The sequence below is a fragment of the Fodinibius sp. GM21 genome (assembly GCF_058386955.1).
Genome location: NZ_JBYEIQ010000007.1, coordinates 91,734 through 118,097 on the forward strand (window position 1 = coordinate 91,734; position 26,364 = coordinate 118,097).

General features: G+C 42.2%; 24 protein-coding genes. 5 read left to right on the top strand and 19 right to left on the bottom strand.

Features of this window, described 5'->3' with window-relative positions; genetic code table 11:
* Positions 1 to 99 precede the first annotated feature (99 nt).
* Both pyrF and rnhA read left to right on the top strand, forming a co-directional pair.
* On the top strand, positions 100 to 939 hold the full coding sequence (gene pyrF / locus ACT3IB_RS14930) for an orotidine-5'-phosphate decarboxylase (protein WP_491539829.1): 840 nt from the start codon (positions 100 to 102) through the stop codon (positions 937 to 939).
* Positions 932 to 1,384 (top strand): ribonuclease HI, encoded by a 453-nt coding sequence (gene rnhA, locus ACT3IB_RS14935; protein ID WP_491539830.1) that lies wholly within the window; start codon positions 932 to 934, stop codon positions 1,382 to 1,384. The genes pyrF and rnhA overlap by 8 nt, the downstream gene beginning before the upstream one ends.
* Before the next feature lie 87 nt (positions 1,385 to 1,471).
* Here the strand turns inward: rnhA and tsaD are convergent, their stop codons facing one another.
* The 9 genes from tsaD to ACT3IB_RS14980 all read right to left on the bottom strand — a co-directional run bounded on the left by tsaD (position 1,472) and on the right by ACT3IB_RS14980 (position 14,434).
* Positions 1,472 to 2,488 (bottom strand): tRNA (adenosine(37)-N6)-threonylcarbamoyltransferase complex transferase subunit TsaD, encoded by a 1,017-nt coding sequence (gene tsaD, locus ACT3IB_RS14940; protein ID WP_491539831.1) that lies wholly within the window; start codon positions 2,486 to 2,488, stop codon positions 1,472 to 1,474.
* A 204-nt stretch (positions 2,489 to 2,692) separates the two neighbouring features.
* A complete protein-coding gene (gene dnaK / locus ACT3IB_RS14945; RefSeq protein WP_491539832.1) occupies positions 2,693 to 4,657 on the bottom strand; it encodes a molecular chaperone DnaK in 1,965 nt (654 codons plus the stop codon).
* A 101-nt stretch (positions 4,658 to 4,758) separates the two neighbouring features.
* Positions 4,759 to 5,184: an Hsp20/alpha crystallin family protein gene (locus ACT3IB_RS14950; RefSeq protein WP_491539833.1), complete on the bottom strand. Its 426-nt coding sequence runs from the start codon at positions 5,182 to 5,184 to the stop codon at positions 4,759 to 4,761.
* 138 nt (positions 5,185 to 5,322) lie between these two features.
* Positions 5,323 to 6,609, bottom strand: coding sequence for a 3-phosphoshikimate 1-carboxyvinyltransferase (aroA, locus tag ACT3IB_RS14955; RefSeq protein WP_491539834.1), 1,287 nt, complete (start codon positions 6,607 to 6,609; stop codon positions 5,323 to 5,325).
* A gap of 3 nt (positions 6,610 to 6,612) precedes the next feature.
* Entirely contained in the window at positions 6,613 to 9,594 is a 2,982-nt protein-coding gene (locus ACT3IB_RS14960) for a tetratricopeptide repeat protein (RefSeq protein ID WP_491539835.1), read from the bottom strand.
* A 108-nt stretch (positions 9,595 to 9,702) separates the two neighbouring features.
* The gene (locus ACT3IB_RS14965) at positions 9,703 to 10,371 is read right to left on the bottom strand and encodes a CBS domain-containing protein (RefSeq protein WP_491539836.1); all 669 of its coding nucleotides are present in this window, start codon (positions 10,369 to 10,371) and stop codon (positions 9,703 to 9,705) included.
* Between the two features lie 24 nt (positions 10,372 to 10,395).
* The gene (gene hflX, locus ACT3IB_RS14970) at positions 10,396 to 11,685 is read right to left on the bottom strand and encodes a GTPase HflX (RefSeq protein ID WP_491539837.1); all 1,290 of its coding nucleotides are present in this window, start codon (positions 11,683 to 11,685) and stop codon (positions 10,396 to 10,398) included.
* A gap of 33 nt (positions 11,686 to 11,718) precedes the next feature.
* A complete protein-coding gene (locus ACT3IB_RS14975; protein WP_491539838.1) occupies positions 11,719 to 12,306 on the bottom strand; it encodes a hypothetical protein in 588 nt (195 codons plus the stop codon).
* Between the two features lies 1 nt (position 12,307).
* Positions 12,308 to 14,434, bottom strand: a complete 2,127-nt coding sequence (locus tag ACT3IB_RS14980) for a BatA domain-containing protein (RefSeq protein WP_491539839.1) — start codon at positions 14,432 to 14,434, stop codon at positions 12,308 to 12,310.
* 112 nt (positions 14,435 to 14,546) lie between these two features.
* Between ACT3IB_RS14980 and ACT3IB_RS14985 the strand changes: the two genes are divergently transcribed.
* Positions 14,547 to 17,195, top strand: a complete 2,649-nt coding sequence (locus ACT3IB_RS14985) for a hypothetical protein (protein WP_491539840.1) — start codon at positions 14,547 to 14,549, stop codon at positions 17,193 to 17,195.
* Positions 17,196 to 17,232: 37 nt separating this feature from the next.
* Here the strand turns inward: ACT3IB_RS14985 and ACT3IB_RS14990 are convergent, their stop codons facing one another.
* On the bottom strand, positions 17,233 to 18,129 hold the full coding sequence (locus ACT3IB_RS14990) for a TIGR01777 family oxidoreductase (protein ID WP_491539841.1): 897 nt from the start codon (positions 18,127 to 18,129) through the stop codon (positions 17,233 to 17,235).
* Between the two features lie 77 nt (positions 18,130 to 18,206).
* Between ACT3IB_RS14990 and ACT3IB_RS14995 the strand changes: the two genes are divergently transcribed.
* A complete protein-coding gene (locus ACT3IB_RS14995) occupies positions 18,207 to 18,668 on the top strand; it encodes a MauE/DoxX family redox-associated membrane protein (protein ID WP_491539842.1) in 462 nt (153 codons plus the stop codon).
* Here ACT3IB_RS14995 and ACT3IB_RS15000 read toward each other — a convergent pair whose 3' ends face one another.
* From ACT3IB_RS15000 to ACT3IB_RS15040, 9 genes are all read right to left on the bottom strand, one after another.
* Entirely contained in the window at positions 18,669 to 19,694 is a 1,026-nt protein-coding gene (locus tag ACT3IB_RS15000; RefSeq protein ID WP_491539843.1) for a dipeptide epimerase, read from the bottom strand.
* On the bottom strand, positions 19,681 to 20,502 hold the full coding sequence (locus ACT3IB_RS15005; RefSeq protein WP_491539844.1) for a phosphatidate cytidylyltransferase: 822 nt from the start codon (positions 20,500 to 20,502) through the stop codon (positions 19,681 to 19,683). Before ACT3IB_RS15005 ends, ACT3IB_RS15000 begins: the two co-directional genes overlap by 14 nt.
* A gap of 7 nt (positions 20,503 to 20,509) precedes the next feature.
* Positions 20,510 to 20,779, bottom strand: coding sequence for a putative signal transducing protein (locus ACT3IB_RS15010; protein ID WP_491539845.1), 270 nt, complete (start codon positions 20,777 to 20,779; stop codon positions 20,510 to 20,512).
* 2 nt (positions 20,780 to 20,781) lie between these two features.
* The gene (locus ACT3IB_RS15015) at positions 20,782 to 21,723 is read right to left on the bottom strand and encodes a CPBP family intramembrane glutamic endopeptidase (protein WP_491539846.1); all 942 of its coding nucleotides are present in this window, start codon (positions 21,721 to 21,723) and stop codon (positions 20,782 to 20,784) included.
* 21 nt (positions 21,724 to 21,744) lie between these two features.
* On the bottom strand, positions 21,745 to 22,317 hold the full coding sequence (locus ACT3IB_RS15020) for a DUF4199 domain-containing protein (RefSeq protein WP_491539847.1): 573 nt from the start codon (positions 22,315 to 22,317) through the stop codon (positions 21,745 to 21,747).
* Between the two features lie 17 nt (positions 22,318 to 22,334).
* Positions 22,335 to 22,787, bottom strand: a complete 453-nt coding sequence (locus tag ACT3IB_RS15025; RefSeq protein ID WP_491539848.1) for a DUF2085 domain-containing protein — start codon at positions 22,785 to 22,787, stop codon at positions 22,335 to 22,337.
* A gap of 7 nt (positions 22,788 to 22,794) precedes the next feature.
* On the bottom strand, positions 22,795 to 23,229 hold the full coding sequence (locus ACT3IB_RS15030; RefSeq protein ID WP_491539849.1) for an acyl-CoA thioesterase: 435 nt from the start codon (positions 23,227 to 23,229) through the stop codon (positions 22,795 to 22,797).
* 11 nt (positions 23,230 to 23,240) lie between these two features.
* Positions 23,241 to 24,206, bottom strand: coding sequence for an acetyl-CoA carboxylase carboxyltransferase subunit alpha (locus tag ACT3IB_RS15035; protein WP_491539850.1), 966 nt, complete (start codon positions 24,204 to 24,206; stop codon positions 23,241 to 23,243).
* Positions 24,207 to 24,281: 75 nt separating this feature from the next.
* A complete protein-coding gene (locus ACT3IB_RS15040; protein WP_491539851.1) occupies positions 24,282 to 25,010 on the bottom strand; it encodes a polyprenol monophosphomannose synthase in 729 nt (242 codons plus the stop codon).
* A gap of 161 nt (positions 25,011 to 25,171) precedes the next feature.
* On the opposite strand from ACT3IB_RS15040, the gene tgt reads away from it, so the two are divergent.
* On the top strand, positions 25,172 to 26,299 hold the full coding sequence (gene tgt / locus ACT3IB_RS15045) for a tRNA guanosine(34) transglycosylase Tgt (protein WP_491539852.1): 1,128 nt from the start codon (positions 25,172 to 25,174) through the stop codon (positions 26,297 to 26,299).
* Positions 26,300 to 26,364 lie beyond the last annotated feature (65 nt).

Here is a 26,364-nt window from a genome sequence, read left to right on the forward strand (position 1 = left end):
TAAAGCGGAGGGATATGCCCTCCGCTTTTTTTTATTTCTTGAAATTTTGATTCCCTCCTGCCCTTTGTATCTTCCGCTGAACTTAAAATGATTGACAGCATGACTTTTAACGAAAAACTAAAATCGGCTGTACAGGCAGCTGAATCTACGCTTTGTGTAGGACTCGACCCCAACCTGGCTTTAATGCCAGACCCGATCACCTCAACGGAGCAATCCGATCCCTCAAAAGTTGAACAATTTCTTAAACGAGTAATTGATGTAACCGCAGAACATTCTGCAGCCTACAAACCTAATCTCGGATTTTTTGAAGCGCTGGGTGCCGACGGCTGGGATACCTTCGAAGCTATTTTAGATTATATCCCGGATAACAAGATCATAATCGCTGATGCGAAGCGGGGCGATATTAGCTCTACTGCAGAACATTACTCCATTGCTTTTTTTAAGTATTTTCAGGTAGATGCCGTAACCCTGAATCCACTCATGGGCTTTGAAACTCTTGATCCATTTTTAAACGATGCCTCTAAAAGCATTTACGTACTGACATTGACTTCGAATCCGGGAGCCGAAGATATCCTGCTAAAAAAATTAGCTGATGGTAAAACGATTTCCAGCTATATTGCGAAAGAACTAAACGGGAAACAAGAGGATAGCAAAACGTCTATTGGGATGGTTGTTGGGGCAACCAAAGCAAAAAAATTAGAACCTGTTATTAATGAATTCCCAAAATCGCCGTTGCTTATTCCCGGAGTCGGAAAACAGGGCGGCTCAATTAATGCACTCAATAAATCATTAGAACAACATTCTGGTATCCCCCTTATCAACTCCAGCCGAAGCATTATTTATGCAGGTGAGAATGCTAGAAATTGGGACCAATACGTAGCTGAAGCGGCCAGAAATTTAAAAATGAAGTTAGCTCCTATCACAGATCGATATGTCTAAGCAACAGAAAAAAACAGTTATTGTATTTACAGATGGCGCTTGTAGCGGAAATCCGGGTCCGGGAGGATGGGGCGTTCTTTTGCAATGGAATGGTGAAGAGAAAGAATTGACAGGGGGTGCTAAAGATACTACAAACAATCGCATGGAGATGCGTGCAGTAATTGAGGCGCTAAATGCGCTTAATCAGCCCTGCCACGTTAAAATCCACAGCGACAGTGCCCTAATCGTTAATGCTTTTAAACAGGGCTGGATAGATGGCTGGCTTAAACGCGGTTGGAAAAAAGCCAACAAGAAGCCGGTTGAAAATCGAGATTTATGGGAGGAAATGCTCACAGCTATGCAGCCACACGATGTTGAGTGGATAAAAGTTAAAGGACATTCCGATAATGAGCGAAATAACCGAGTAGATGCCTTGGCAGTGGAAGCTTCAAAACGGTTTCAATGATAATCTCATTCTGAAGTTATTGCAGAATTCTATCAGTTGAAATAGGTTATTTAGATCCTGCAATGAATTCAGGATGAACCGAAATATCTACTTTGATTTCATTTTTTCCAATGCCTTCAGATTCGCAAAAGGCTTCATCTTCATATCCGAATACATTCGGCGCTCGGCCATCATAAAACCCGTAATAGCGATCATGGCAGCATTATCGGTGCAGTAAGCTAGTTTGGGAATATGTAGTTTGCACCCTGTTTCTTTAGCCAATTCGTTAGCCTTTCTTCGCAACATAGAATTAGCTGATACTCCTCCCGCCAGAGTGATGGTCTTTACTCCGGTATGCTCAATCGCATTACGAAGTTTCTTCACCAATACCTCAGTAATAGCATGTGAGACACTGGCGCAAATATCATCCAAGTGATCCTCTAAAAATCGCTCTTGATTATCCTGATCTTTCAGGAAGTATTTGACTGATGTTTTGAGTCCCGAAAAACTGAACTCGAAATCGTTATCCAGCATCGCCTGCGGAAAATCATGAAAATTGGGATCGCCATGCTGTGAGCGCTCATCAATAACCGGTCCGGCCGGATAGGGCAAACCCAAAATTTTTCCGATTTTGTCATAGGCTTCCCCGGCTGCATCGTCCCGGGTTTGACCCAATAGTTCATGCTCAAATGGAGCAGAAACATGAACTAGTTGCGTGTGTCCGCCTGATACAGTAAGTGATACAAAGGGATAATCAGGCTGCTCATCAATAAAATTCGCATAGATATGGGCATCCATATGGTTGACTCCCACAATTGGAATTTTTCGAGAAAGGCACAAGCCTTTGGAAAAACAGAGTCCCACCAACAGCGATCCCATCAGTCCGGGCCCCTGCGTTACCGCTACAACATCAATATCAGACAATGAAGTATCTGCTTCATCAAGGGACTGCTGTACAGTATGCCATATGGTCTTATGATGCGCCCGCGATGCTAACTCCGGTACTACCCCGCCATACTGTTCATGAACCGCCTGAGAAGCAATTATATTTGATTGCAGTCCGTCATCTGTGCAAACAGCAGCGGCCGTTTCATCACACGATGACTCAATGCCCAAGATCTTCATACGATTTGCTTATGATCGATTCCAATGAAATAGGCAAATATAACGGTTCCTTAAACTGTAACCAACCCCCTATCTACCGAAACTACTCAGACACCTTTTAAATCAGTTGCTGAAAAAATTATTTCCAACCTAGCTTCCTTCAAATAAAAAAGCCCTCCACCAACAGGTGAAGGGCTTTTTATCAGTTTTTATCTATGTGCTGTTTTACTCTTTGTCCTCGTCATCAACGACCTCAAAGTCAGCGTCAACAGCATCTTCATCGTCACTGTCTTGATCAGCTTCGGCTCCGGCGGCTCCGTTTGGAGCTCCGGCAGCGGCTCCTGCGGCAGCTCCCGGTCCGGCTGCACCGGCTCCGGGTTGACCTTGAGCAGCACCCTGATAAATTTCTTGCGAAGCTTCTGACCATGCATTATTCAATTCTTCCATGGCCTCATCAAGCTCGTCGACTTTCTCTTGGTCGTGGAGCTCTTTCACTTTTTCAAGTGCAGCTTCGATTTTCTCTTTATTTTCATCAGAGATCTTATCTTCGTGCTCATCAAGCTGCTTGCGTGTAGAGAATACAAGACTGTCAGCCTTGTTCAACTTCTCAGCACGCTTGCGAATTCGCTCGTCTTCTTCTTCATGTTTTTCAGCTTCTTCTTTCATCTTCTCGATCTCTTCCTCAGATAATCCGGAAGAAGATTCGATACGGATGCTTTGTTCTTTACCGGTACCTTTATCCTTGGCACTTACATTGAGAACACCGTCGGCATCAATATCGAACTTAACCTCAATTTGAGGTACGCCGCGCGGTGCGGGAGGTATGCCATCCAGGTGAAAGCGTCCAAGTGTTCGGTTATCCTGAGCCTTGGCACGTTCTCCCTGCAGCACATGAATTTCCACGCTGGTCTGATTATCAGCAGCGGTAGAAAATGTTTCTGTCTTGCTGGTTGGGATGGTTGTATTGGCCTCAATAAGCTGCGTTGACACACCGCCAAGCGTTTCAATACCAAGCGACAGTGGCGTTACATCAAGCAGTACAACATCATCAACATCGCCAGACATTACCCCGCCTTGAATTGCAGCACCTACCGCTACAACTTCATCGGGATTAACTCCTTTACTTGGATCCTTACCAAAGAAATCTTTTACGATTTCCTGGATTTTCGGAATTCGGGTAGAACCTCCAACCAGGATTACCTGATCAATATCATTTTTTGAAAGATCCGCATCGGACAGAACCTTCTGGCAAGGATCGAGCGTCTTCTGAACCAAATCATCAATCATTTTCTCAAATTGAGACCGACTGATATCGATATTCAAGTGCTTTGGTCCGGAATCCGTAGCGGTAATAAACGGCAGGTTCACGTTCGTTTTCTGTGAACTTGACAGCTCAACCTTGGCTTTTTCAGCAGCATCTTTTAGTCGCTGCATTGCCATCGGATCTTCACGGAGATCAATTCCTTCGTCTTTCTTAAACTCCTTGGCAAGATGGTCAATCAAACGAGAGTCGAAGTCGTCGCCACCCAAGTGTGTATCACCACTTGTGGACTTCACTTCAAACACACCGTCTCCAAGCTCCAGAATAGAAATATCAAATGTACCTCCGCCCAGATCGTACACAGCTATGGTCATGTCTTCGTCTTTCTTGTCAAGACCATAAGCCAGCGATGCTGCGGTAGGCTCGTTGATAATTCTTTTTACATCAAGACCGGCAATTTCACCCGCTTCTTGCGTAGCCTTTCGCTGCGCATCGTTGAAGTAAGCCGGAACGGTAATAACCGCTTCAGAAACATCTTCACCAAGATATTCTTCTGCAGTTTGCTTCATCTTTTGAAGCACCATAGCAGAAATTTCCTGGGGTGCATATTTGCGATCTTCAATTTGAACACGGGCCGTGTTATTTTCACCCTTTACAATCTCGTAAGAAGCTTGCTTTGCCTCTTCTTCCACTTCGTCGTAGAAGCGGCCCATGAAGCGTTTAATTGAAGAGATCGTTTTTTCGGGGTTCGTAATAGCTTGTCGTTTAGCAGGCGCACCAACCAAACGTTCACCGTCTTTGGAGAATGCCACAACCGATGGGGTTGTTCGACCGCCTTCTGAGTTTTGAATAACAGTAGGCTCATTGCCCTCCATTACGGCAACGCAGGAGTTGGTTGTACCTAAGTCAATTCCTATAATCTTTCCCATAATAGTAGTTTATGATTTTTTGTTGTTTGTTTAATTCTTTGTGCAATTTCGTGTGTTTCATGTAACTCCAAACAGATTCGGAAATAACATGAGTTTATTTTTTACTTAATCGGAATAGATTCTGCATCACTGAGAACATCCGATTTGGGCATTGTAATTGTTAATACCCCATTGCGAAATACCGCATCAATTTCAGCAGTATTCACATTTTCAGGCAACGCAAACGAACGTGAAAATACACCCGCCGAGCGTTCCTGACGACGATAGACCTCAGAATCATCTAATTCTTCAGCCCGTTCGCCTTTCACGGTTAAGACATGCTCTTTGAGAGCAATATTAATTTCTTTCTTTGACAAACCGGGCAAATCCAGTTTTATCGCATAGGTTTCATCACTTTCTACAATATCGCAAGCCGGGGCAAAATCATGTCCTCTATCTTCCAGAGGCACAATACGTTCAACAAAGTTCTGTATATCTTTTCCCAGCTTGTTCAACTGTCGTTCAATATCTACTGTAAAGTCATTCATGGATTTACCCATTTGTTTCGCATTCACTTTTATGTGAGCAATCACAATGCCAAGCTGTAAAGGCGGGATACTTTTATGACGTATTGGCATTATTACGTCATCAACAAGAGTGAATTGTCAGATTTGCGGATTGGGCAATCAATTCGTCAGAAGTGACAGATCATCCCAGAATGATGGGTAAGAAATGGCAGTACATTCGGCATGCTGTATTTGCGATGGGTGTTCTCCCAACATACTTAATATAGCAGCTGACATAGCGATACGGTGATCGTGATAACTGTCATAGGAGGCCGGTTCCGGCACAAAGTTGGGGGCGCCCTTAATTTCAAATCCATCACTGTATTCGGTAAAATCGGCCCCGGTTTTCTCAAGCACCTCAGCCATTGCCGCCAACCGATCTGTTTCTTTGTGACGCAACTCTTTGGCGCCGGATATACGAGAAACACCATCAGCAAAAAGCATGGCAATCATCAGAATTGGGATTTCATCGATGCAGTTGGGAACAACCTGCTCGGTGATTTCAATCGGCTGAAGGTCGGAACTGCGAACTATCAAATCTGCAACCGGCTCGGCTCCTTCCTTATGTTCATTACTCACAGTGATATCAGCTCCCATTTGCTTTAGCATATGCAATGCCGCAAAACGAGTGGGATTCATTCCAACATTGGGCAGCGTAATTTTTGAATGGGGATGAATAGCTCCTGCTACTAACCAAAATGCTGCAGCCGAAAAATCATTTGGAATGCGATACGATTGCTCAGGAATTTCATCAGTTTTTGATGAAAAAATATGCTTCTCCTCACCCTTTTCTGTAATGGAAAGATTCAGCAAGCGTTCGGTGTGATCACGGCTCGAAAGCGTTTCAATCACTTCGGTCCGCTTATCGCCAAACAAACCGGCCAGTAAAACGCATGACTTTAGCTGAGCACTGGGAATAGGAAGCGGAAAATGCAAAGGCTTCAATGTTCCCGGTCGACTAATTTTTAGCGGAGCAAAATCGTCTTCCCGGGCAGTAATAACGGCTCCCATTTGGGTAAGCGGATCAATTATGCGTTTCATCGTACGGGCTGAAAGGGATTCATCGCCAACAAGGCGCGCCGGAATTCCAGCCCCAGCAATGATACCGCTAAGCAAACGCATGGTAGTGCCCGAGTTTCCACAGTCTAAGTCTCTTTCTGGTGACTGCAGTCCCTCTCTCCCCACTCCTTCCACTTTCACCGTATTTTCCTCCTCGTGGATCTTTACCCCCAGTTCCCGCATACATGCGATAGTGCTGTGCGGATCGGCGGCAGAAGAAAAGTTACGAATAACCGATCGGCCTTCGTGCAGCGATGCAAACATCACCGAACGGTGCGAAATTGATTTATCAGGAGGTAGTTTTACGGTTCCGTTTAGAGCGGTGGCAGGACGAACTTCTTTATTCATAACCTACTGTGAATCCAATAATTTCTGTGCATCTTTAGCTTGTGGCGTCCCGGGATAATCTTCGAGAAGGGTATTAAGGGTAGATCGTGCTTCACCGGTTTGCCCCATCTGGATATAACTCTCCGCTTGTCGTAATAACGCTTTGGCCACCCAGTTACTAAACGCCTCATACAAAATATTTACGTTGGCATAGGCTTTTACAGCCTGTTGAAAATTGCCCTGCTGCTGATGAATTTCTCCCAGATAATATTGGGCTTCAGCTCCCACTTCTGTCGTATTTGATTCGGCAATGGGTGACAATAACTCTTGCGCCCGCCGGTAGTTTTCCTTTTCAATAGCAATTTTGGCCAATCCAACCTTGGCAGGCTCATAGTCCGCATTATTATCCAGTGCCGCCTGGTAATGTTTTTCAGCTTCGGACAAGTTATTCATCGCCAACTGGGCATTCCCCATACCAATATATGCTTCTTGTCGATACTTTTGTTCCTGATCGGCAAGTTGACTAAAATATTCAAACGACTGTTGATAGTTTACCCGGGAATAGGCAATGCGTCCCAATGACGCCAGCGCAGGTCCCACCCGTTTAGAGTTCGGGAATTCATTAACAATCATCTCGTACTCATCCACTGCCTTGGCAATTTGATCGGTTTGCTCGTAAGCATTTGCCAGATTAAAATGGGCATCCGGTAATAACTCTTGGTTATTTGTGATTCTGATATATTGCTGAAATTCATCAATTGCTGCCTGGTAATTGCCCGATTGCATTCGGTTGTCAGCCTGACGAAATCGAAGCCTGTCAGCCATTGAAGTCTGAGGATGATCAGCAATAAAATCTTCCAGAATAGCCGAACTTGAATCTGGCTGCCCCAACGACATCTGCGAGTATTGAATGCCATTTACCGCTTCAATGATATACTCGCTCTGTGGATATCCCTCCATCACATCTTTATAAGCGGTAATAGCTTTTTCATAATCACCGGCATTATAATAGGCATCACCGATGTTATACTGAGCACGTGCCGCCCATTCGGTATTGGGATATTTATTAATAACCTCCTGAAATTCTTCCACCGCCTGGGTGTAGTTTCCAGTATTCAAATAGATATAGGCGATATTATACTGAGCCTGTTCTACAAACTGGCTGTAAGGGTAAATTCTCAGAAATCGCCGAAATGTTTTTACCGCTTCATAAGTCTGTTCATCCCGATAGTAACTGTTCGCCATTTGATACATTGCATAATCGCCACCCGGTTCCGCACCTATCGCCTCCTGATAATAGGAAATGGCATTCTCGTAGTCACTAATCGCATAATAGGCATCTCCTATCCGCAGTTGCGTATCGGTATCATAGGGATATAATGCTACGTCCGGGGCTTCGTAATCCTTATAAAATGTTTTAAATGGATCAATAGCTTGCTTGTAATCACCGTTTTTGAAATAGCTCCAGCCCAATGCGTAATTAGCCGGACCAATCATTTCATGATCGGGATAGCGATTAATAAATTCAGCAAACTGCTGGGCCGCCTGTCCATATTGCTGCAGGTGGTACAGCGCATCAGCACTCCAGAAAAGTGCTTCTTGTCCTAATTTAGAATCAGGAGCATCAGTGTATACCGATCTAAAAATGGGCTGTGCCTCTTTATACGCATGATTACTATACTGCACCCATGCTTTTTGAAATCTGGCCTGACGCTTAATGCCCGTATCAACATCCGTGACTTTTTCGGCTGCCTCAAAAGCCTGTAAAGCACGGGTATATTCTTTATTCGCAAAATAAGCTTCGCCCAGTAAGGTATAGACTTTCCCTTTCCAGTCTAACTCACGATCACTTCGCACCAACGGAAGCAAGGCATTAATTGCTTCCGTATGCCGACCAACCTCATACGCCGTCACCGCCCATTCGTAATAGGCCTGTTCTACCCAAAGTCCTTCTTGAAAACGATCACCAAAAGTTCGAAAGGTATTTAATGCATCAGCATATCGTGAACCCAACTTTTCATTCACAGCCTTGTAGTAGAGGGCCTTTCGTGCTGTTTCATCTTCTCCCTCAGCAGCTTTTCCAAATTCATCAGCTGCCCAATGGTAAATCTCCTGTTTGTGATACAGCCATCCCAATCCATAATGGGCTACACGTACTTTGTCGGTTCCTTCGTTTAAATTTATATATTGTTTGTAATACCTTGAAGCTTCATCATAATTACCCAGGTAATTACTGCTTTCTGCAATCAAGTAAACTGCTTTGGAACGCATTTCATCATCAAGATGAGGCATCGCATTTTTAAGAGCCTCGATCGCTTTTTTATAACGCCCCTGCTGGTAATAGGATTCTCCCAATGCCGTACCTACACGACGGGTCATTTCGTTATTGGGATAGCGGTCTTTTAAAACTTCAAAGGCAACGCTTGAGGAATCGTACTTATTTTCACTTAGGTACAAACGTCCCCGAGCATATAATGCCTTGGCTGCCCATTCACTTTTGGGATGTTTATCAGCCAGCGTCATGAAATGTTTCCGCGCTTGTACAAAATTGCTGTCGGCTGCAGCCGATTCCCCCATCCAGTAATAAGCCTTAGCAGCTCCCTTTTTATCCAGTCCTAGTTGCAGGGCTCGATTATAATAGGTCTCCGCTTGTTGGTACTGACCTGCACTATCGGCCTGCTGGCCAAGTTCAAAAAGTAATTTTGAAGAATAGTTCGAAAACGGAAATTCATTGATAAATTCTTCAAAATGAGCTGATTTATTTACAGAGTCTGTCCTAGCCCTTGCTCTTGCTAAATAATAATTAGCGGAAACAACAAGCTGATGGTTTTTGTGGGTCTGAATAAAAAACTTGAATTCATCAATAGATTCTTCGAAAAGCCCTTTATTAAAAAGCAAGACGGCATCGTCGAAGTCTTGGGAAGGAGACTCCTGTATTCCTTGCGCTTGGAGTTGTGTTAATACAGTGAGTATACCGATGAGTAGTAAAGGAATTATTCGACGCACGTTTACCATTGATCAAATAAAATTCAGGTTCCAGTTATTACTGAATATACCAAGAATTGAGTTTTTGTTCCGCAAATAACAGAAGGGAATTTCATATGTACATAGATTTTACATATCTATGTATTTTATCAATTCATCAGCTCGATATTCGAGATCATTTTCAAGCACGGTACTCTCCGATTCAATAAGAACAGAGTATCCGTAGCGTTTGAGCGCAGCTGTTACACGAGATATATCTTCTAGATTAAGCTTAACGGATACTTCAAATGCTTGATGATTACTATCAGGACTTTCTACCGCCACTCCCAGAATTTTAGCGCCCTCTGCCTCAATAACCTGCACTATCTCGGAGAGCGAAAAGTCTATTGGCTCAATTTCTATTGTCAGCACTGATCCCTTTTGTTCGAGGTTCAACATCTTGGAGATTGCCTCCAGGATTTGCTGCTTGGTAATTACTCCCAGATAAGTAGCTTCCTTATTAACCAATGGAAGCAAATTCAATTCATATTGCAACATCAACCGAACACTTTCGAAGATGTGCTGACCTTCAAAAATTTTGACAACTTTATCCATCTGCAGATCTGAAATCTGCTGATCGTCCTCTACCTGCGAAAGCTGATCGAATTCAACCTGACCAATAAGCTTTTGGGTAGTGGGATCTACTACCGGCAAGGCATTTACCTGCTCCTCTTCCATACGTTGCCTTACCGCTGCAACGGTATCGGTGCCTCGTAGAGGTTCAAACTCGGATTTTGTTATGGATTTATTTGCAAGCATCAGTAGATAATATAATACAATTTGTTACATAACTGATTCAGTAGTATCAATATTGTCAAGTATTGCGTTAAGCCGCATTAAATCTGCTTTATCTATACGAAACGTAAGCTTTATATCTGAGCCTTCGTATTTTTTTTCTATAATATTTGCTTCGCGATGTAAAAACGCGACCCCTTCGTACTTTGCTGCGGGGATAGTCATTGTTTCTGTAACGAAATCCTCCTCAATAAGTTCCTCAATTCTATTTTCCAACATATCAAGGCCAATACCCCGCTCGGCAGAAATAAAAACAGCATTGGGATAAGCCCGCTTCAGCTCATTAATGCGATGCGGATCGATGGCATCCATCTTGTTAAACACGAGCAGACTCTTTTTATCATTTACCTCCATATCCTCCAGCGTATCATCTACCACATCAATATAATCTTGTACTACTCGTGATGAGGCATCTACTACGTGCAATAAAATATCACATTCCCGTACTTCGTCGAGTGTGGATTTGAAACTGGCAATAAGATCATGGGGCAGTTTTCGGATAAATCCAACCGTATCTGACAAAAGTGCTTCATGATTGCCAATTTCATACTGTCGCACTGTGGAGTCAAGCGTCGCAAAAAGGCGATTTTCAGCCAACACTTCAGTATTTGTCAATGCATTCATTAAAGTAGACTTACCGGCATTGGTATAACCAACGAGCGATATTCGAACCTTATCTGACCGCCCCTTGCGCTGGGTCTGCCTCTGCTGATCAATCTTGTCGAGCTTTTCTTTGAGTGTAGCTATACGCTTATCAATCATACGACGGTCCATCTCGATCTGTGACTCACCGGGACCACGAGTACCGATACCACCTTGCTGGCGCGATAGGTGAGTCCAAAATCGAGTCAGGCGCGGCAACAGATATTGTAACTGTGCCAGCTCTACCTGTGTTTTGGCAGCAGCTGTTTTAGCTCGAGAGGCAAAAATATCCAGGATTAAACCACTGCGATCCAATACCTTGGCCTTTGTTTCCTTTTCGATATTACGAATCTGCGTCGGTGAAAGATCATCATCAAAGATAAAGGTGTCGATTTTTTTTTCGCCCTTCATCGATTTCAGCTGACGAAGTTTGCCGGACCCTACATACGACGATGGGTCGGGGTGCATTCGGTTTTGCAAGACCTTATCAATCGTCTTGCCCCCAGCGGTATAAGTGAGTAATTCAAGCTCATCCAAATATTCTTCAGCTTGGATGCGCGGGGTTTCCGGACCATATACACCTACGAGGATTGCCCGTTCTTGAACAATATCAGAATTTCGTATCTCTTCAAACAAATGAGTAAAGTCTAAGAGTTTTAATTGTAATTGCTACAGCTTTTTAAACTGCTGAATGTTTATATCATCTTTAACATAACAACGAATACGTCGTCCGAGTTTATGAGAAATTATTTTTTTGAAGGTACCTTTTTTATGATGAGGTACATCCAATTCCAAGCGAATAAATTCATCCGTATTATTACGTTTATCCGCACTGTAGATAAAAATATAACGCGTATACGATTCGTGTTCTGTTTCCACAAAATCACGAATCTGATGCCAAGCTACAGTTTGTGAAGGTTCATTCACATTTTTCACAATTCCATTATCAGTAATATATCGTTTTGTTGCTAAGTAACTGGCTGTAAACCAACAAAACCCAAGCCAGCTATACATGCCGGCAAGCGCTATTTCGATCATTGCTCCACGGTATATTGCCGTACCACCCGCTACAAAGACGGTAAGCATAAACAATGTTGAAAACAGTGGATATCCTCCTAATTTCCCGGTCTTCCAACTCAATCGCACATTGCGCAACCGAATAACATTAGCTACAGAAATAGTAGCCAATACAGCAGCACCCAGCGTAAAAATGCCCAGTACAAACCAAAGGACAATATCTGCATCCAAATTTATCATATTACGATGTTGATTCGGCCTTATATAACCGTGTAATCAAAGTTTCTGTAATTAAAAAAAACAATGCTATCCAAATAAACCAATTCCAAATTTCTTTTCCGAAAACAGAAGTTCGTAACTGTTCATCCAATTTATCTGTTGAGAGGTTATTTGCACTAATAATTTCAGACATATAAACCTTATCGCCCAGCATATTTTGCCATTGCTCTTCATCTAACGTATCAAAGTGCGATTCCATTATATCTTGATTAGCAGCTACCAAAATTTCTTGGTCACCGGCCGATATTTCTACTATTCCGGGCTCCCATTCTCTTCCTTCATACACTATTTTCATTCCATTAGCTTGCCGCTGAACCTCCGGCTTGTAATCTGTCCCATTTATAGAAAGGGTTATATCCGTTTCAGAAATGGATTCTACCCATTCAAACGGATTACCAAGCTGATGCTGCATAAGACCACCTCTTTCGGGTGACGATGCATATAATATGGTTCGGTAATACAGGGGGGCAAAAAGAGGATTTACCGGAAAGTTAGACCAGCCCGGATCAGCTCCTAATGTAGAAATGAGCAACATGCCTTCACCAAACCTTTGTTCGGCAAGTAAAACATCATCGTTTACCGCTTTCAAGAGTGTTAAATTATTGGAATTTAAAACGGGCTCATAATGGTAATAGTAGAACAGCGAGGGCAAGTCCACTCGAATATCTTCATTCTCTTCTTTATTGAAGATACCATCCAAAACAGGATGTCCTTCCTCAAGTTCTCCCATCTTGGTAATGGATTCAAATGAAGCGTACTCACCTATCACATTATCAAACTGTCCGGCGTTAAAAAGAGAAAAGAATTGATTATAGCTTGTTATATCACCTTGTTCAGAAGGAAAAAACAAGATTCCTCCTCCATCTTGCACATATTTTCGCAGCCCCTGATGCCAATATGCAGGAATATTAGTAAGTCCATTTAATATCAACCCATCGTAGTCTTTCCATATCCCTTGTTCAATCTCATCCATCTGTTTTTCTTCAAATAGAATGCGCGCATTAGTTTGTCGGGCAGCTTCTAATGCCGGAGCTATATACGAAGTGAAAGAAGAGGACTCCTGCCTATTGTTAACCAACAAAATTGACCGCTCTCGGGGTATGTGTAATACAAAATGTCTTGTATTATCAAAATTCACTTCGTCTCCCTCTAAAAGAATCCGACCGGACAGATATCCAACTTTTTCAGGAACAAGCTCAAATGAAAACTCTTTTGTTGCGCCCGGTTCTAATGAAGTTTCATATTGACCCGTCATCTCCCCTTTTACCTGCAACGATAAAAACTGATTTGCAGCTGCCGCTTCACCCGTATTTTCCACTTCCACCGACAACGATATCGGCGATCCCGGACTTAACAACTGACTCTCGAGAGAAACTGATTTGATAGCCACATTTTGCTGTTTGGCTTCTTCCAATTGAATAAGTTGTACCGATATCGACTTTTCTTCCGACTCTCCAAGTTCAATATCTTCCAAGCTTGATAGCTGGCTAACCTGTCCATCAGAAATAATATACAGGACAGACTGACGACTTGGCGCCTCTTCCAGCTGCTGATACATCTCCTTAAACTTATCCTCAGTATAATGTCCACGATTAACTGATGTTATATCTTCCAGCTGTGTACTTGCCCGGTCAGCGCTAACAAAACCCATATTAGTAGCGTCAGTGATATTGGTCGTTTTAATAAGAAATTTATCGTCGGAACTACCGTTTCTTATTATTCGGCCAACAATATCTTTCGCCTGCTCAATTAGCGGGCCATCCGTTCCAACCCGACTCATGCTGGCACTGTTATCAATCAAAATAGCGACAGATCGGGATTCACCGGAACTTGCTGAACCAGTTATAGTTGGAGGTAAAAAAGGACGAGCCAGCGCAAGAGCTAAAAACAACACTGCCAGCGTTCGCAACGCAAGCAGTAAATATTGTTTGATTCGTATGCGACGTATTGTACTTTTACGAAGTTCATTAAAAAAAGACAGGGTTGAAAAGGCAACCTTTTGTGGCCGTTGCAGATTAATCAGATGAATGATTACAGGTAACGCTACGGCTAAAAGCCCCAATAAAAATAGAGGATTAAGAAAGTTCATTTATATCAAAATTGTTACTTTTGAAAGCTGCAAATAAAATTGCCCACTCACAAGCTATTAAATAAACAGCGATATTTTAATAATTATTACGGAGAAAAATTTATCCCCATTCATGAATACGTTTAAAGCTGCAGGTATTTTTTTATGTACTGTTTTACTCTTAATCTCATGTTCAGATATACCGAATCGCAACTGGTCGGATGCCGTGCCGAAAGAAGCACCTTTTGTAATCATTCCTAATGAAGCAGCTTCCCTAAATTCCGTCCTTGATGCACCTCAAACTCCTTTATTAGATGATATCACATCTTCGGCCGTACAACTTTTATCTCGAGTAGATTCTACCGCGCAGTCTCCGATTCCATTAAATGCCATCACGCTCTATCCGGATGCTGACAATCAGCTTGCCATTGTCTGGATGGCACAGGCACCCGGAGGATTTATAGAACGGATGCAGAACAATTTTTATCTGGATTTTGCGCAAAACCAATACTCTTTCAACAAGGTGAAGATACACATTTTACATCTTGGTGATCGGAGACTTTTTGCAGCCCAACTTCATGATGATCTGTTTATTTCTGAATCCAGCCTGGCACTTGAAGAGACAATCCGAGCCTACACAGGCTCGCATCCCCGGGCAAATCTGTCAGATATTACGCCCCAAGCCGGGAATATCATCATGAACACTCCCTCTCTTGATAAATGGGCGGAACAGCTTTCCATGGTTACCTATCGACCTATGATCAAGAATGCCCTTGAAGGAACAGAGCCAACATTATTATCCGTTACGCAAAAAGGCGAAGACCAAGGTAACATGATCGAGCTTACGGGTATGATTCCACTTAACGAAAAGGCCCCTTCCGATCTGGTAGCGGCCGTATCATCTATCAATGCTCCCATTGTTTTGGACCAATATATTTCGTCTAATGCAGCTGCAGCAGGATTATTTCGTCTTGAACCAAGAAAGGTTCCCCCAACTTCTCTTGCTGATACCACGAGATTGGATTCGGTTCTTATCGCGGATCAAATTACATATTCAGATATTGCAAATACACTTGATCCGGAGTTTTCTCTGGTTATGTATGCACAGTCCGGATTCCTTTCTACCGGTGAACACCTCTTTTTGCGAAAAATTTCAGATGTCCCGGCTTTGCGACGAGCACTTAATTCACTTACCCGCAATGATCATATTCAACGCAGTGACGGCACCTATGTAATCCATAGCAATGCCATTGCCCAACTAATAGGAAGCTCATTTTGCACATTCCAGAATTTTTATCTGGGAATCATCGGAGATGTTGTAGCAATCTCAAAACGTAAAGGACTTGTCGAGGGGGTTTCCTCTGACCGTAGCCGACGTCGTACCATGTACTATGAGCAAACATTTCGGGATATAAAAGAGGATCTTCCTGAAGAAATAAGCGGATTCTTTATTGGTAATAGTGATTTTCATTCATTCATGGAACCCTTTCTATCCCCCAATAATTATCTTAATGCACTCACCTCAAAGTATGACATCCTAACGGCATCAACGACTGCAAACAATGACGAAAATTTCTCGTTCAGTTTAAAAGCGTATCAAACAGAAGACCGATCGGCACCTTATCAAGAAAAATGGCTATTCCCCACCGGGTCCGACTTGACAGGCAAACCCATTTTAGCTGATATTGGTGGCAGTGACAGAAATGAGGTCATTTTTGCTACACAATCCGGCAATCTATACGCCCTGGCAGCCGATGGAACAGTTGTGATGCGAACAGACACCGGCTCCGATACTCCGATTGGTTCTCCCGTTGTCTATGACTGGTATGCTACCAACCAAAATGTAATTCTTCTTGCGGCTGGTAATAAAATCTACGGTTGGAATGACAATGGAGAGTTGCTCCCCAAGTTTCCATTTGAACTCGACGAAAAGATTACTTCGCCGTTAGTCATAGAAGATATCGACCGAGATGGCCTACCCAATGCTATGGTAGCTACTGCAGATAGAAAGCTGCACCTTATGAATGGTCGCGGCGAGAATATTGACGGCTGGCCGATTACCACAAATGCAGAAATTACAACCAGCCCAACAGTTACTAATTATCAGGGAGCAACAACCATATTTGCTTTTGCTGAAAACGCACTGCATGGATGGCGAGCAAATGGCAATGAAAGAGACGGCTTCCCAAAATTTATCAATGCTTCGTTAAACGGCTCCCCTGTATTGTATGAAGGCAATATATTGGGAAATGCGGCCGACGGCTATCTATATTCCATAGGACCGAACCAACTATTTGCTGACTCACTAAATGTATTTGAAACAAGTACCCAATCTTCTGCCATCGAAGCGGTGTATGCCTCAAACAGTGCACTTGTAGGAACACCTTCTGTTCAAAATGTAACTGTACAGGATGAGAACCAAACCTATCAGGAACCGATGATTTTAACAATGAGCTCAAATGGGTCGGTATTTTTAATTAATCAGAAAGGACAATTACGATTTACACAGAGTATGGGACAACCGGCCGCACCAATGTTCTCTCCCTTTGTATCGGATATTGATAAGAATGGACAAAATGATATTGTCGCATTGGCAAACTTCGGACGTCTATATGCTTGGGAAATAATACAGAGCAAACGTATTTATTCGGTGCCTACCAGCGGCATGCAATACCCCATTGTTACAGATATTGACAGTGATGGATATAACGAACTCATTGCTCAAACGCGGGAAGGGTTGCGCACCTGGACCATCTTCGGTACGGATGAAGAAAGAGAATAAAAGGTGACAATGAATATTTAAAAGAATATTAGCCTTATCACAGGATATCGCCTAATGCCTGTCGCAAGTAAGCAAATTTAAACTCAAATCCATGTTGTTGCAGCTTTTTTGGTTGCATCCGTTTACTTGTTATTACGGGATTCGCTGCTTCTCCCAATACAATATCCAATACAAATTCCGGTACTCTAAATAGCGACGGACGATGTAATTGGGATGCCAACTCACTGGCAAATTCATTCATCGTTACCGGATTGGGAGCATTCAAATTGTAGGGTCCTTTAAACTCTTTATTCTGCAACGGATATATTAATCCGCGACATAGATCGAGCATATGAATCCATGGAAAATATTGTTCGCCACTGCCAATAGGCCCGCCCACAAAAAGTTTGAACGGCAGTAACATCTGTTCCAGCGCTCCACCGTCTTTTTCAAGTACAACGCCAATACGAGGATTTACCAGACGAACTCCGTACTCGGTCACTGGTTGGGCGGCCTCTTCCCAATCCACACATACTTTCGATAAGAAACTCTCTCCCGCCGGAGCCGACTCATCTAACACCGTATCGCCAGCCGGCTCATAATAATCCGCTCCCGAAGCAGAAATCATTACCTCGGGCGGATTATCCGCTACTTTAATTGCCTCAACGAGTTGTTCGGTACACTCTATGCGACTTGAATATATCTTCTCTTTCACTTCATCCGTCCATCGTGTTCCAAATATCGAGGATCCAGCCAAATTGATAACTGCATCTGTCTCCTCCATATTCGGCACAAGGTTATCATCCCAAGAGACAAATTGCTGGTTTTTTGCTGTTTCATCCTCATATTCTCTTGGGGATCTGCTTACAATGGTTAAAAAATGCCCATCTTGAAGTAACATTGTTCGCAAATAGGATCCTATAAAACCGGTAGCGCCAGTAATTAAAATGTTCATAAATATTTTCTTTTTTATTCGTATGAAGCTATTACATTTAGAATCTCAGTAGCATTCCATAAAGAATTAGTTTAGTAATGAATCAATCGTATCTCAATAAATCATTAACAGCCATTCGTCTGTTTTTGGGGATTTTATTTTTGGTTTCGGGAGTAGGAAAACTCATCAGCGGTTCTGAAGCCCGATACCTCGTTGAGTTGTTGGCTACTAAATACTATTGGCTTATTGAATATGCCAATTTTATTGTGATTACAACATCCATTCTCGAAATCATATTGGCTGCCTTTTTGATCTGGAATAAATTTCTAAAATGGGCTTTGGCAGGTACCTTAGCCATGCTTTTCGGCTTCTCTTCGGTGCTTTCGTACTTTTATTTTCAGGGGATGTCGGTTGAAAACTGTGGCTGCTTTGGCGCCTTTGGTTTTGCATCCGGACTGGAATTTACTCTGATTCGAAATGCTGTGCTTATCCTGCTTGCCATCGTTGCATTTATACTGAATGCAAAAACGAAGACCTCGCAAATTGGCAATAATTTCTGATTAATTTCGAGATACTCCCAGTCCCGGCGAATTTGATAGTTTGATTCTTTTTTCTTCCGTAATCGTCAATCCCGAAAAGGGATCATTACTGATCAATAGATGGCCATCGAGGTCCACATAGTCGGCCCATGTTCCCAATAGTGCTCCGGCAGATATCCCCAGCGAACTCTCGATCATACATCCAATCATTACTTTTAGATTTCGCTCACGAGCCTGTTCAATTAACTTAGAAGCCTCAACAAAGCTACCCACTTTCTGGAGCTTGATATTAATCCCATCAAATTGATCGACTATTTCATCCAGATACTCTCTGCCCACAAAGCTTTCATCCGCTATGATAGGTAACGGCGACCATTCTTTTAACTCAGCCAATTCCTCTTTACAAGAGGCAGGCATGGGCTGTTCAATAAATTCCACATTGTGATCAGCTAAAAAACGAATGGCTTCTTTAGCTGCAGCTAAATCCTGCCATCCTTCATTAGCATCCACCCTTATAATCTGATCAGATACCTCGCGAATACCTATAATAATTTCTTTATCCCGATCGGTACCGAGCTTTACTTTTAATATGGGATAATCTTTTGCTCCTTCTACTTTTTGCTGCATTACACTCATATCATCAAGGCCAATTGTAAAAGAGGTCGCAGGCGTTGTTTGTGAAGGAGTATCCCATAATTTCCAAAGCGGCTGTCCTTTATTTTTACCCCACCAATCCAGCCAAGCCATTTCTATGGCTGTCTTTGCCGACTGTACGGGCTGATCGATTTGTTGCATTTTTTTTCGAAGTTCAGCAGCAGAATTAACCTCATCAAAAAATGAAGAAGAAAGTCGGTTCAGAAAATTAATGACGCTATCTGCATCTTCGTTATACCGACTATTGGGACCGGCTTCTCCCAATCCGGTAACACCATTAGCAGTTAACTTGACTAACACATTGGGAACTGTTTCTTTGGTCCCACGTGCTATTGTAAATGGATGAGAAGGTATAAGTTCTAACTTTTCAAAATCGAGTTTAAAACGAGACATATCCAAAAATGTTAAGTACGTAGATGTAAATATAAAATACAGGACTTGCTAAAATAAGGGCATCAAAACGGTCGAAAAATCCCCCGTGTCCGGGTAGAATGTCCGAGGCATCTTTGGCATTGGCTGCCCGCTTTATTCTACTGGCAGTTAAATCACCGATGGGACCAAATATGCTAATCAGTAGTGTAGCAGGAGCTAATACAAGCAGTGAGGCTGAAAGGTCAACCGGTACTGCATAATAGGCTATAGTTAATCCAACCAGTGCTCCAAGTATCCCAAAGAAAAAACCTTCCCAGGTTTTGTTCGGACTAATGGAAGGAGCTAATTTATACTTTCCAAGATACTTACCTCCGAAATAGGCCAACACATCATTACCCCAGACCATAAAAAGCAAGCCCATCGTCAGTGCAAAACCAACTTCAGCCGCACCTGTATTTCTGATCAAAATAATAGCCAACAATCCAAGGGGGGCATAAATACCACAAAAGAACGTACCAATCACCTGGTTTAGAGCATGGTCAGCAGTTTTAAAAATTTGAATAGCTATAAACAGCAAAAAGATACCCATACCAATGACAAGTGCATGGGGCAGGTAGGGACTCAATAATATCCACAATCCAATGGTATACGGAAAGAGGTTATCGGGCTCAAATCCGGCCCCGGCCGCCAACATAGACAACTCTCGCTGAATTAAAAGAGTAACAAGAACAACTAATCCAACAAAAAAAAAGTCACCAAGCCATGTAATAAAGATAAAGAAAGCCGCAGCCGGCACAGCAAATAGAATGCGTTTTGTAAGCTCAGTCACAGATCAATTATTCTTCTTCGTTTTTCCCTTCTTCCGGCAACTCAAATTCGGACAATGCTTTTCTGGCCTCCTCTTCGTATTCGTTAGGCACATATAAATATACCATGCCCATTTCACCATAATTCACACTGAATGAGGAATCTCGTTTTGACAAGATGTTAGAGGGGATATCAAGGCTGGCAAGATAATTTTTAGCACTTTCAACTTCGTACTCTGTACCGCCCTCTAAAATACAAGCCCAGTTTTCAATATCGTTTGGTTCAGAACCCTTTAACATAATTAACCTCCAACATTGGTGTGATTTTCATTTCTCTTATACATCCAATATACAATATAAGCAGAAATTAACAGACTGATTATTACGGCCCACAATGGTGGCATTGATTCTGGTGTAATTTCTGCAAAAGCTGATTCCGGATAATAGGTCCCCACCAACACGCTACCACCATTATTAATTAAGTGTGCGATAATAGCCGGTATAATACTTTCTGATACCCACGTGATATATGCGAAGATCATACCTAATGTTGCAAGCGGTATTAAATTACTAAGCTGAATATGATACAATCCAAAGAGTAATCCTGATACGATAATAGCCGGCCAAATACCCCAGCTTTTTTGAAACGCGCTCATTACATAGCCACGATAAAGGGTTTCCTCACAAATGGCCGGTACCAGCGCTACATGAAATAACGTTAGCAACAGCAAGTGATCACCACGCAGATAATTTTCGATCATCTGCATCTGGGTATTTTGCATATCACTAAACATTTCGGGCACGGGCACATGAGCATTAATCCACGATAAAAACCAAATTGTAGGTTGTATCGCAATAATTAAAACAACTGTTATGGCTGATTTTTGAAGTGTATCCGACTGAATAGAAAACCGGAGAAACTTTTTTCGTCCCTCCTTAGAGCTGTGCAAGCGTGCAAAAAACCAGGTTGCTAATCCCAGAAATAACACCTGCCCCGCTGAATTGCCAATAAAAAGCAGATCCAGGTTTTGCGTAAGTTGCGACATCATCTCGTTTGCGTCTGCATTTAATCCACCCTCCATCACCATCAATGCAATAGCCACTACCGAGGCTGTGACCTGGAAAAGGATAAACGCCGTTATAATCCAAAGCAGGGCCAGCGCCCAGTCAGAAAAACCGTTGCGTTCGGCCCATGATTGATAATTTGAGTTAATAATACCTGAATCAGCCGAATTATTATTCACTAACTTAAATAATTACCTAAATTATCCTTCCTTTTTTCCAAAGAGCTTGGCTCCAATCATCCCTGTTAGAACATTCAAAATTCCATACATAGGCAGATTATATAAAAGCTGTGTGCCAATACTATTTTGATCCCGCATACTTTGCACCGTAGAATCAATCATCTGTTGTTTGGTAGCATCGGGTAGATCGGCTGCCTCAAAATTAGCAATTGTACTATCAATTAATTTTTGCGTCATATCGGGATCGATGACCTGCCATATCTGATTAAACACCACGGTCACCAAGGTAATACAAATACCGGTAAATAATCCGATAAGTGCGCCTTTTCCGAGCTTGATGCTAATTTCATATTCATTAGCATAATGCCAAATCGCCAACATTCCCCCAAAGGCACCCACCAAGCAAACAAAAACGCCCAACAGCTGTACCGGAGAAAATAAAGATCCGGTTGGTTCAGAATTAATCATTGCATAGCTGGTTACTAATGACAATGCAAAAACAATAACTCCAAAAATTAACCCTGCTATTCCCACCGATGTCCAGTACGGCGGCTGATTGTTTTGCTCTGCTTGTTGTTCTGCTACTTCATCCATAATGATCCCCTTTCGTTTTAGTTATGATGAAAAAAATCTCCGACAAAAATTAGTGCTGCTGAACTTCCCAGCATTCCACCTAAAACCGTTCGCGAAATCAATGTATTGTGCCATAGGCCAAAGAAATTTCCGATAGCATCAATAAGATTAATTAATAGCACAAATACTACAATTTTCTTTATATATACCAGCCTTGTAATTTTTATTAACGAGAGTATGGGTAACAACCCCCATCCCAATGCAAAACCGGAATAAATCCCCAGACATCTACTGCAAACAGCCATAGGTTGACCGTTAATCCAAAATGAGCGATCAGCAATTTGATGACATAAACTATAAAAAGTCTGGTGCTGCCATTGTAAAAGCCATGGAGTAGATTGGTTAAACAAACCACCCCCAATGGCAACAACTACTACTATGGAAGCCAATAATAATATCGATCCAAATAATATTGGCTGGCGTATTAGCATATCAGCATTAACCGTTGACTACGTTCTTTAACCCATTTACAAAATCAGACGGAGCCCGGCACGGCTTGCGAGTATCCTCTTTCATAAAACAAAGTTCAACTTTGCCCTGAATATGGGGGTCTTCTCTTCGCTCTGTTTTAACATAATAATACGTTTCGAGCCGTACGGTGGGGATGTCAAATAGCAATACTTCTACATCCATCAGCTCATCATAAAAAACCGGTGATTTATAATCTACTTGTGTGTGAATGACCGGGAGTATAATACCATCTTGCTCTAATTTGGCATAGGGTAATCCAAGTGACCGTATCATCTCGGTACGCGCTTCCTCGAAATATTCCAGGTATCGCCCGTAATAAACGTATCCCATTTGGTCGGTTTCGCCATATCGACTGCGCAACTGATGGGTATAGCTATAAATAGGATCTTTATCAGGAAACAATGAACACCCGTCTACTTCTTATTAGATACTTTTTTAAATTCACCCATATTGGCATATTTATCAATACGGGATTCAACCAATTTCTCAGGGGATTTTTTCTTTAACCGTTTAAGGGATTCCAGAATTTGTTCCTTAACGGCTTTAGCAGCTTGATCAGAATCACGATGAGCCCCGCCAAGCGGCTCTTTGATAATTCCATCAATAACATCCATTCCCTCGAGATCTTCAGCCGTAAGTTTTAGTACCGCTGCTGCCTGTTCCTTATAATCCCATGTTTTCCATAAGATGGATGAGCAGGATTCCGGAGAAATGACGGAATACCATGTATTCTCCATCATATAAACCTCATTGCCCATTCCAATGCCGATGGCGCCTCCGCTGGCCCCCTCTCCAATGACGACCGTAATAATGGGAACCTTAAGTGTTGCCATCATCTTAAGATTTTTTGCGATAGCTTCTGCCTGGCCACGTTCTTCGGCCTCCAAGCCGGGATAAGCACCGGGAGTGTCAAGCAACGTAATAACCGGAATATCAAACTTTTCGCCAAGCTTCATCAAGCGATGAGCCTTACGATATCCCTCCGGATTGGCCATTCCAAAATTACGATACTTTCTACTCTTGGTATCACGGCCTTTTTGATGCCCCATAATAACTACAGACTGACCATCAATAGTCGCAAAACCACCAACAATGGCTTTGTCATCACTGTGATACCGGTCGCCGTGTATTTCAACAAAGTTTTCGGTGATTTTATAGATATAATCCAAGGTATATGGCCGATCAGGATGACGTGCCAGCTGCACGCGCTGCCAGCGTGTTAAATTAGTAAATATTGATTCTCGAAGTTCATCAACACGTTTTTCGAGCCGTTTTATCTCTGGCGAAAGAACATCATCATCCGCAACAGACAATTCACTCAGCTCTTTGATCTTATTTTCCAGATCGGCAATAGGTTGCTCAAAATCTAAATACTGCATAAACGAATTTTATCACTTAAAAATGACTTCAAATATAAGAACTAATACGAAGATAATAAGAAGATATCTTACTGTCTAAAGTGTGCCAAAAATGCTCTGGACTTTCAAAGTCCACACCCGCCAAATAGCTTCCCAAACAATAGATTTCGACATCTTTGAGACCCCTTCTTCGCGTTCACGAAAAATTATAGCTACTTCTTTAAGCGAAAATCCTGCTTGCCAGGCTCTAAAATGCAGTTCAATTTGAAAGGCATAACCATTCGATCGAATTTTATCTACTGAAATTCCTTCAAGTACTTTTCTATGAATACACTTGAATCCAGCTGTAGTATCAAAGATAGGTAATCCCGTAACAAATCGTGCATAGAGATTTGCACTATACGACAAGATAAGTCTACTTAAAGGCCAGTTAATAATACTTATTCCTTTAGCATATCGTGATCCAATAGCTACATCCGCAGCTCCAGACTTTACTTCCGCAATTAATTTGGGGAGATCTTCCGGATTATGAGAAAAGTCTGCATCCATCTCACAGATGTATGAATAGTCATGATCGAGCCCGTATTTAAATCCCTCTACATACGCAGTTCCCAAGCCAAGCTTCCCCGATCGCTCAATCAGATGCAACCGCTCCCCGAATGCATTTTGAGCTTCTTTGACTAAATCAGCTGTACCATCAGGTGAACCATCATCAACAATCAATAAATCAATATTGTCATCCTGATTTAACACCTGATCGATAAGCTCCGAAATGTTATTGGCTTCATTGTAAGTGGGAACTATTACTAATGTCTCTTTAGACATAGACCTTGTTGAAATAATTATTTCTACTTTTAATGGTACTTTTCGTTCACATAAAATGTACTAAGGATACGAAATACCTTATTAATGTTGCATAAATAATTTTCCTATCTTCAGCGCTTAAGAATATAAAAGAATTGCTAACTTATTAATATTTATTACCATTGTTTAATTTACAGAAGACTGCTTCATCAACTAAAGCCCGTCTGGGTACCCTTACCACCGATCATGGGGAAATCGATACCCCTATTTTTATGCCTGTGGGTACGTTAGGTACGGTAAAAGCCGTTAAACAGGACGAGCTTATCGACAAAGTAAAAGCTCAAATAATACTGGGTAATACCTATCACCTTTATCTGCGTCCTGGCTGTGATATTATTGAAAACGCCGGTGGGCTTCACTCTTTTATCAATTGGGATCGACCTATTTTAACAGATTCGGGGGGATATCAAATTTTTTCCCTGTCCGATAACAGGGAACTTACCGAGGAAGGAGCTAAATTTAAGAGCCACATTGACGGCTCCAAACACATGTTTACTCCAGAAAATATTGTAGATATACAGCGCACGCTCGGTTCAGATATCATGATGGTCTTGGATGAATGTCCCCCTTACCCAAGCAGCTATGAATATGCCAAAGAATCGATGGAACTTACACATCGCTGGGAAAAACGCGGGCGCGAAGCATTTCTAAATTCCCGGCCTAAATACGGGCATAAACAAGCTCAGTTTGGCATCGTTCAAGGTGGTACCTACGAAGATCTAAGAATAGAGTCTTCAAAATTTGTAACTGATCTGGATTTTGAAGGCATTGCCATAGGTGGTTTAAGCGTAGGGGAGCCTACTGAGCTGATGTACGAGATGACCAATTTAAATACTGATTATTTGCCTGAAGAGAAACCCCGATATTTAATGGGAGTAGGAAAACCCGAAAACCTTCTCCATGCTATTGCTAGGGGGATCGATATGTTCGATTGTGTATTACCAACAAGGAATGCCCGTAATGGTCAAATATTCACTCGGAATGGATACATAAATATCCGCAACGCCAAATGGAAAAATCATCAGAAACCATTAGATCCTGAATTCCCTACCGACTTATGTCAAAAATATAAGATGTCGTACATCCATCATCTTTTTCGTAATAATGAATTGCTCGGATTAGAATTGGCCTCTCTCCATAACCTCACATTTTACTTATGGCTGATGGATAAAGTAAAAGAGCGTATTGCCAATGGTACTTTCCATAACTGGTATAAAGAGAAAGCTGAGATCTTGTCTACCAAGATTTAAGACCCAAAACAAAAAAAACGGTGACCCCGCGTGGGATCACCGTTAGGTAATAAAAAAAGAGCGGG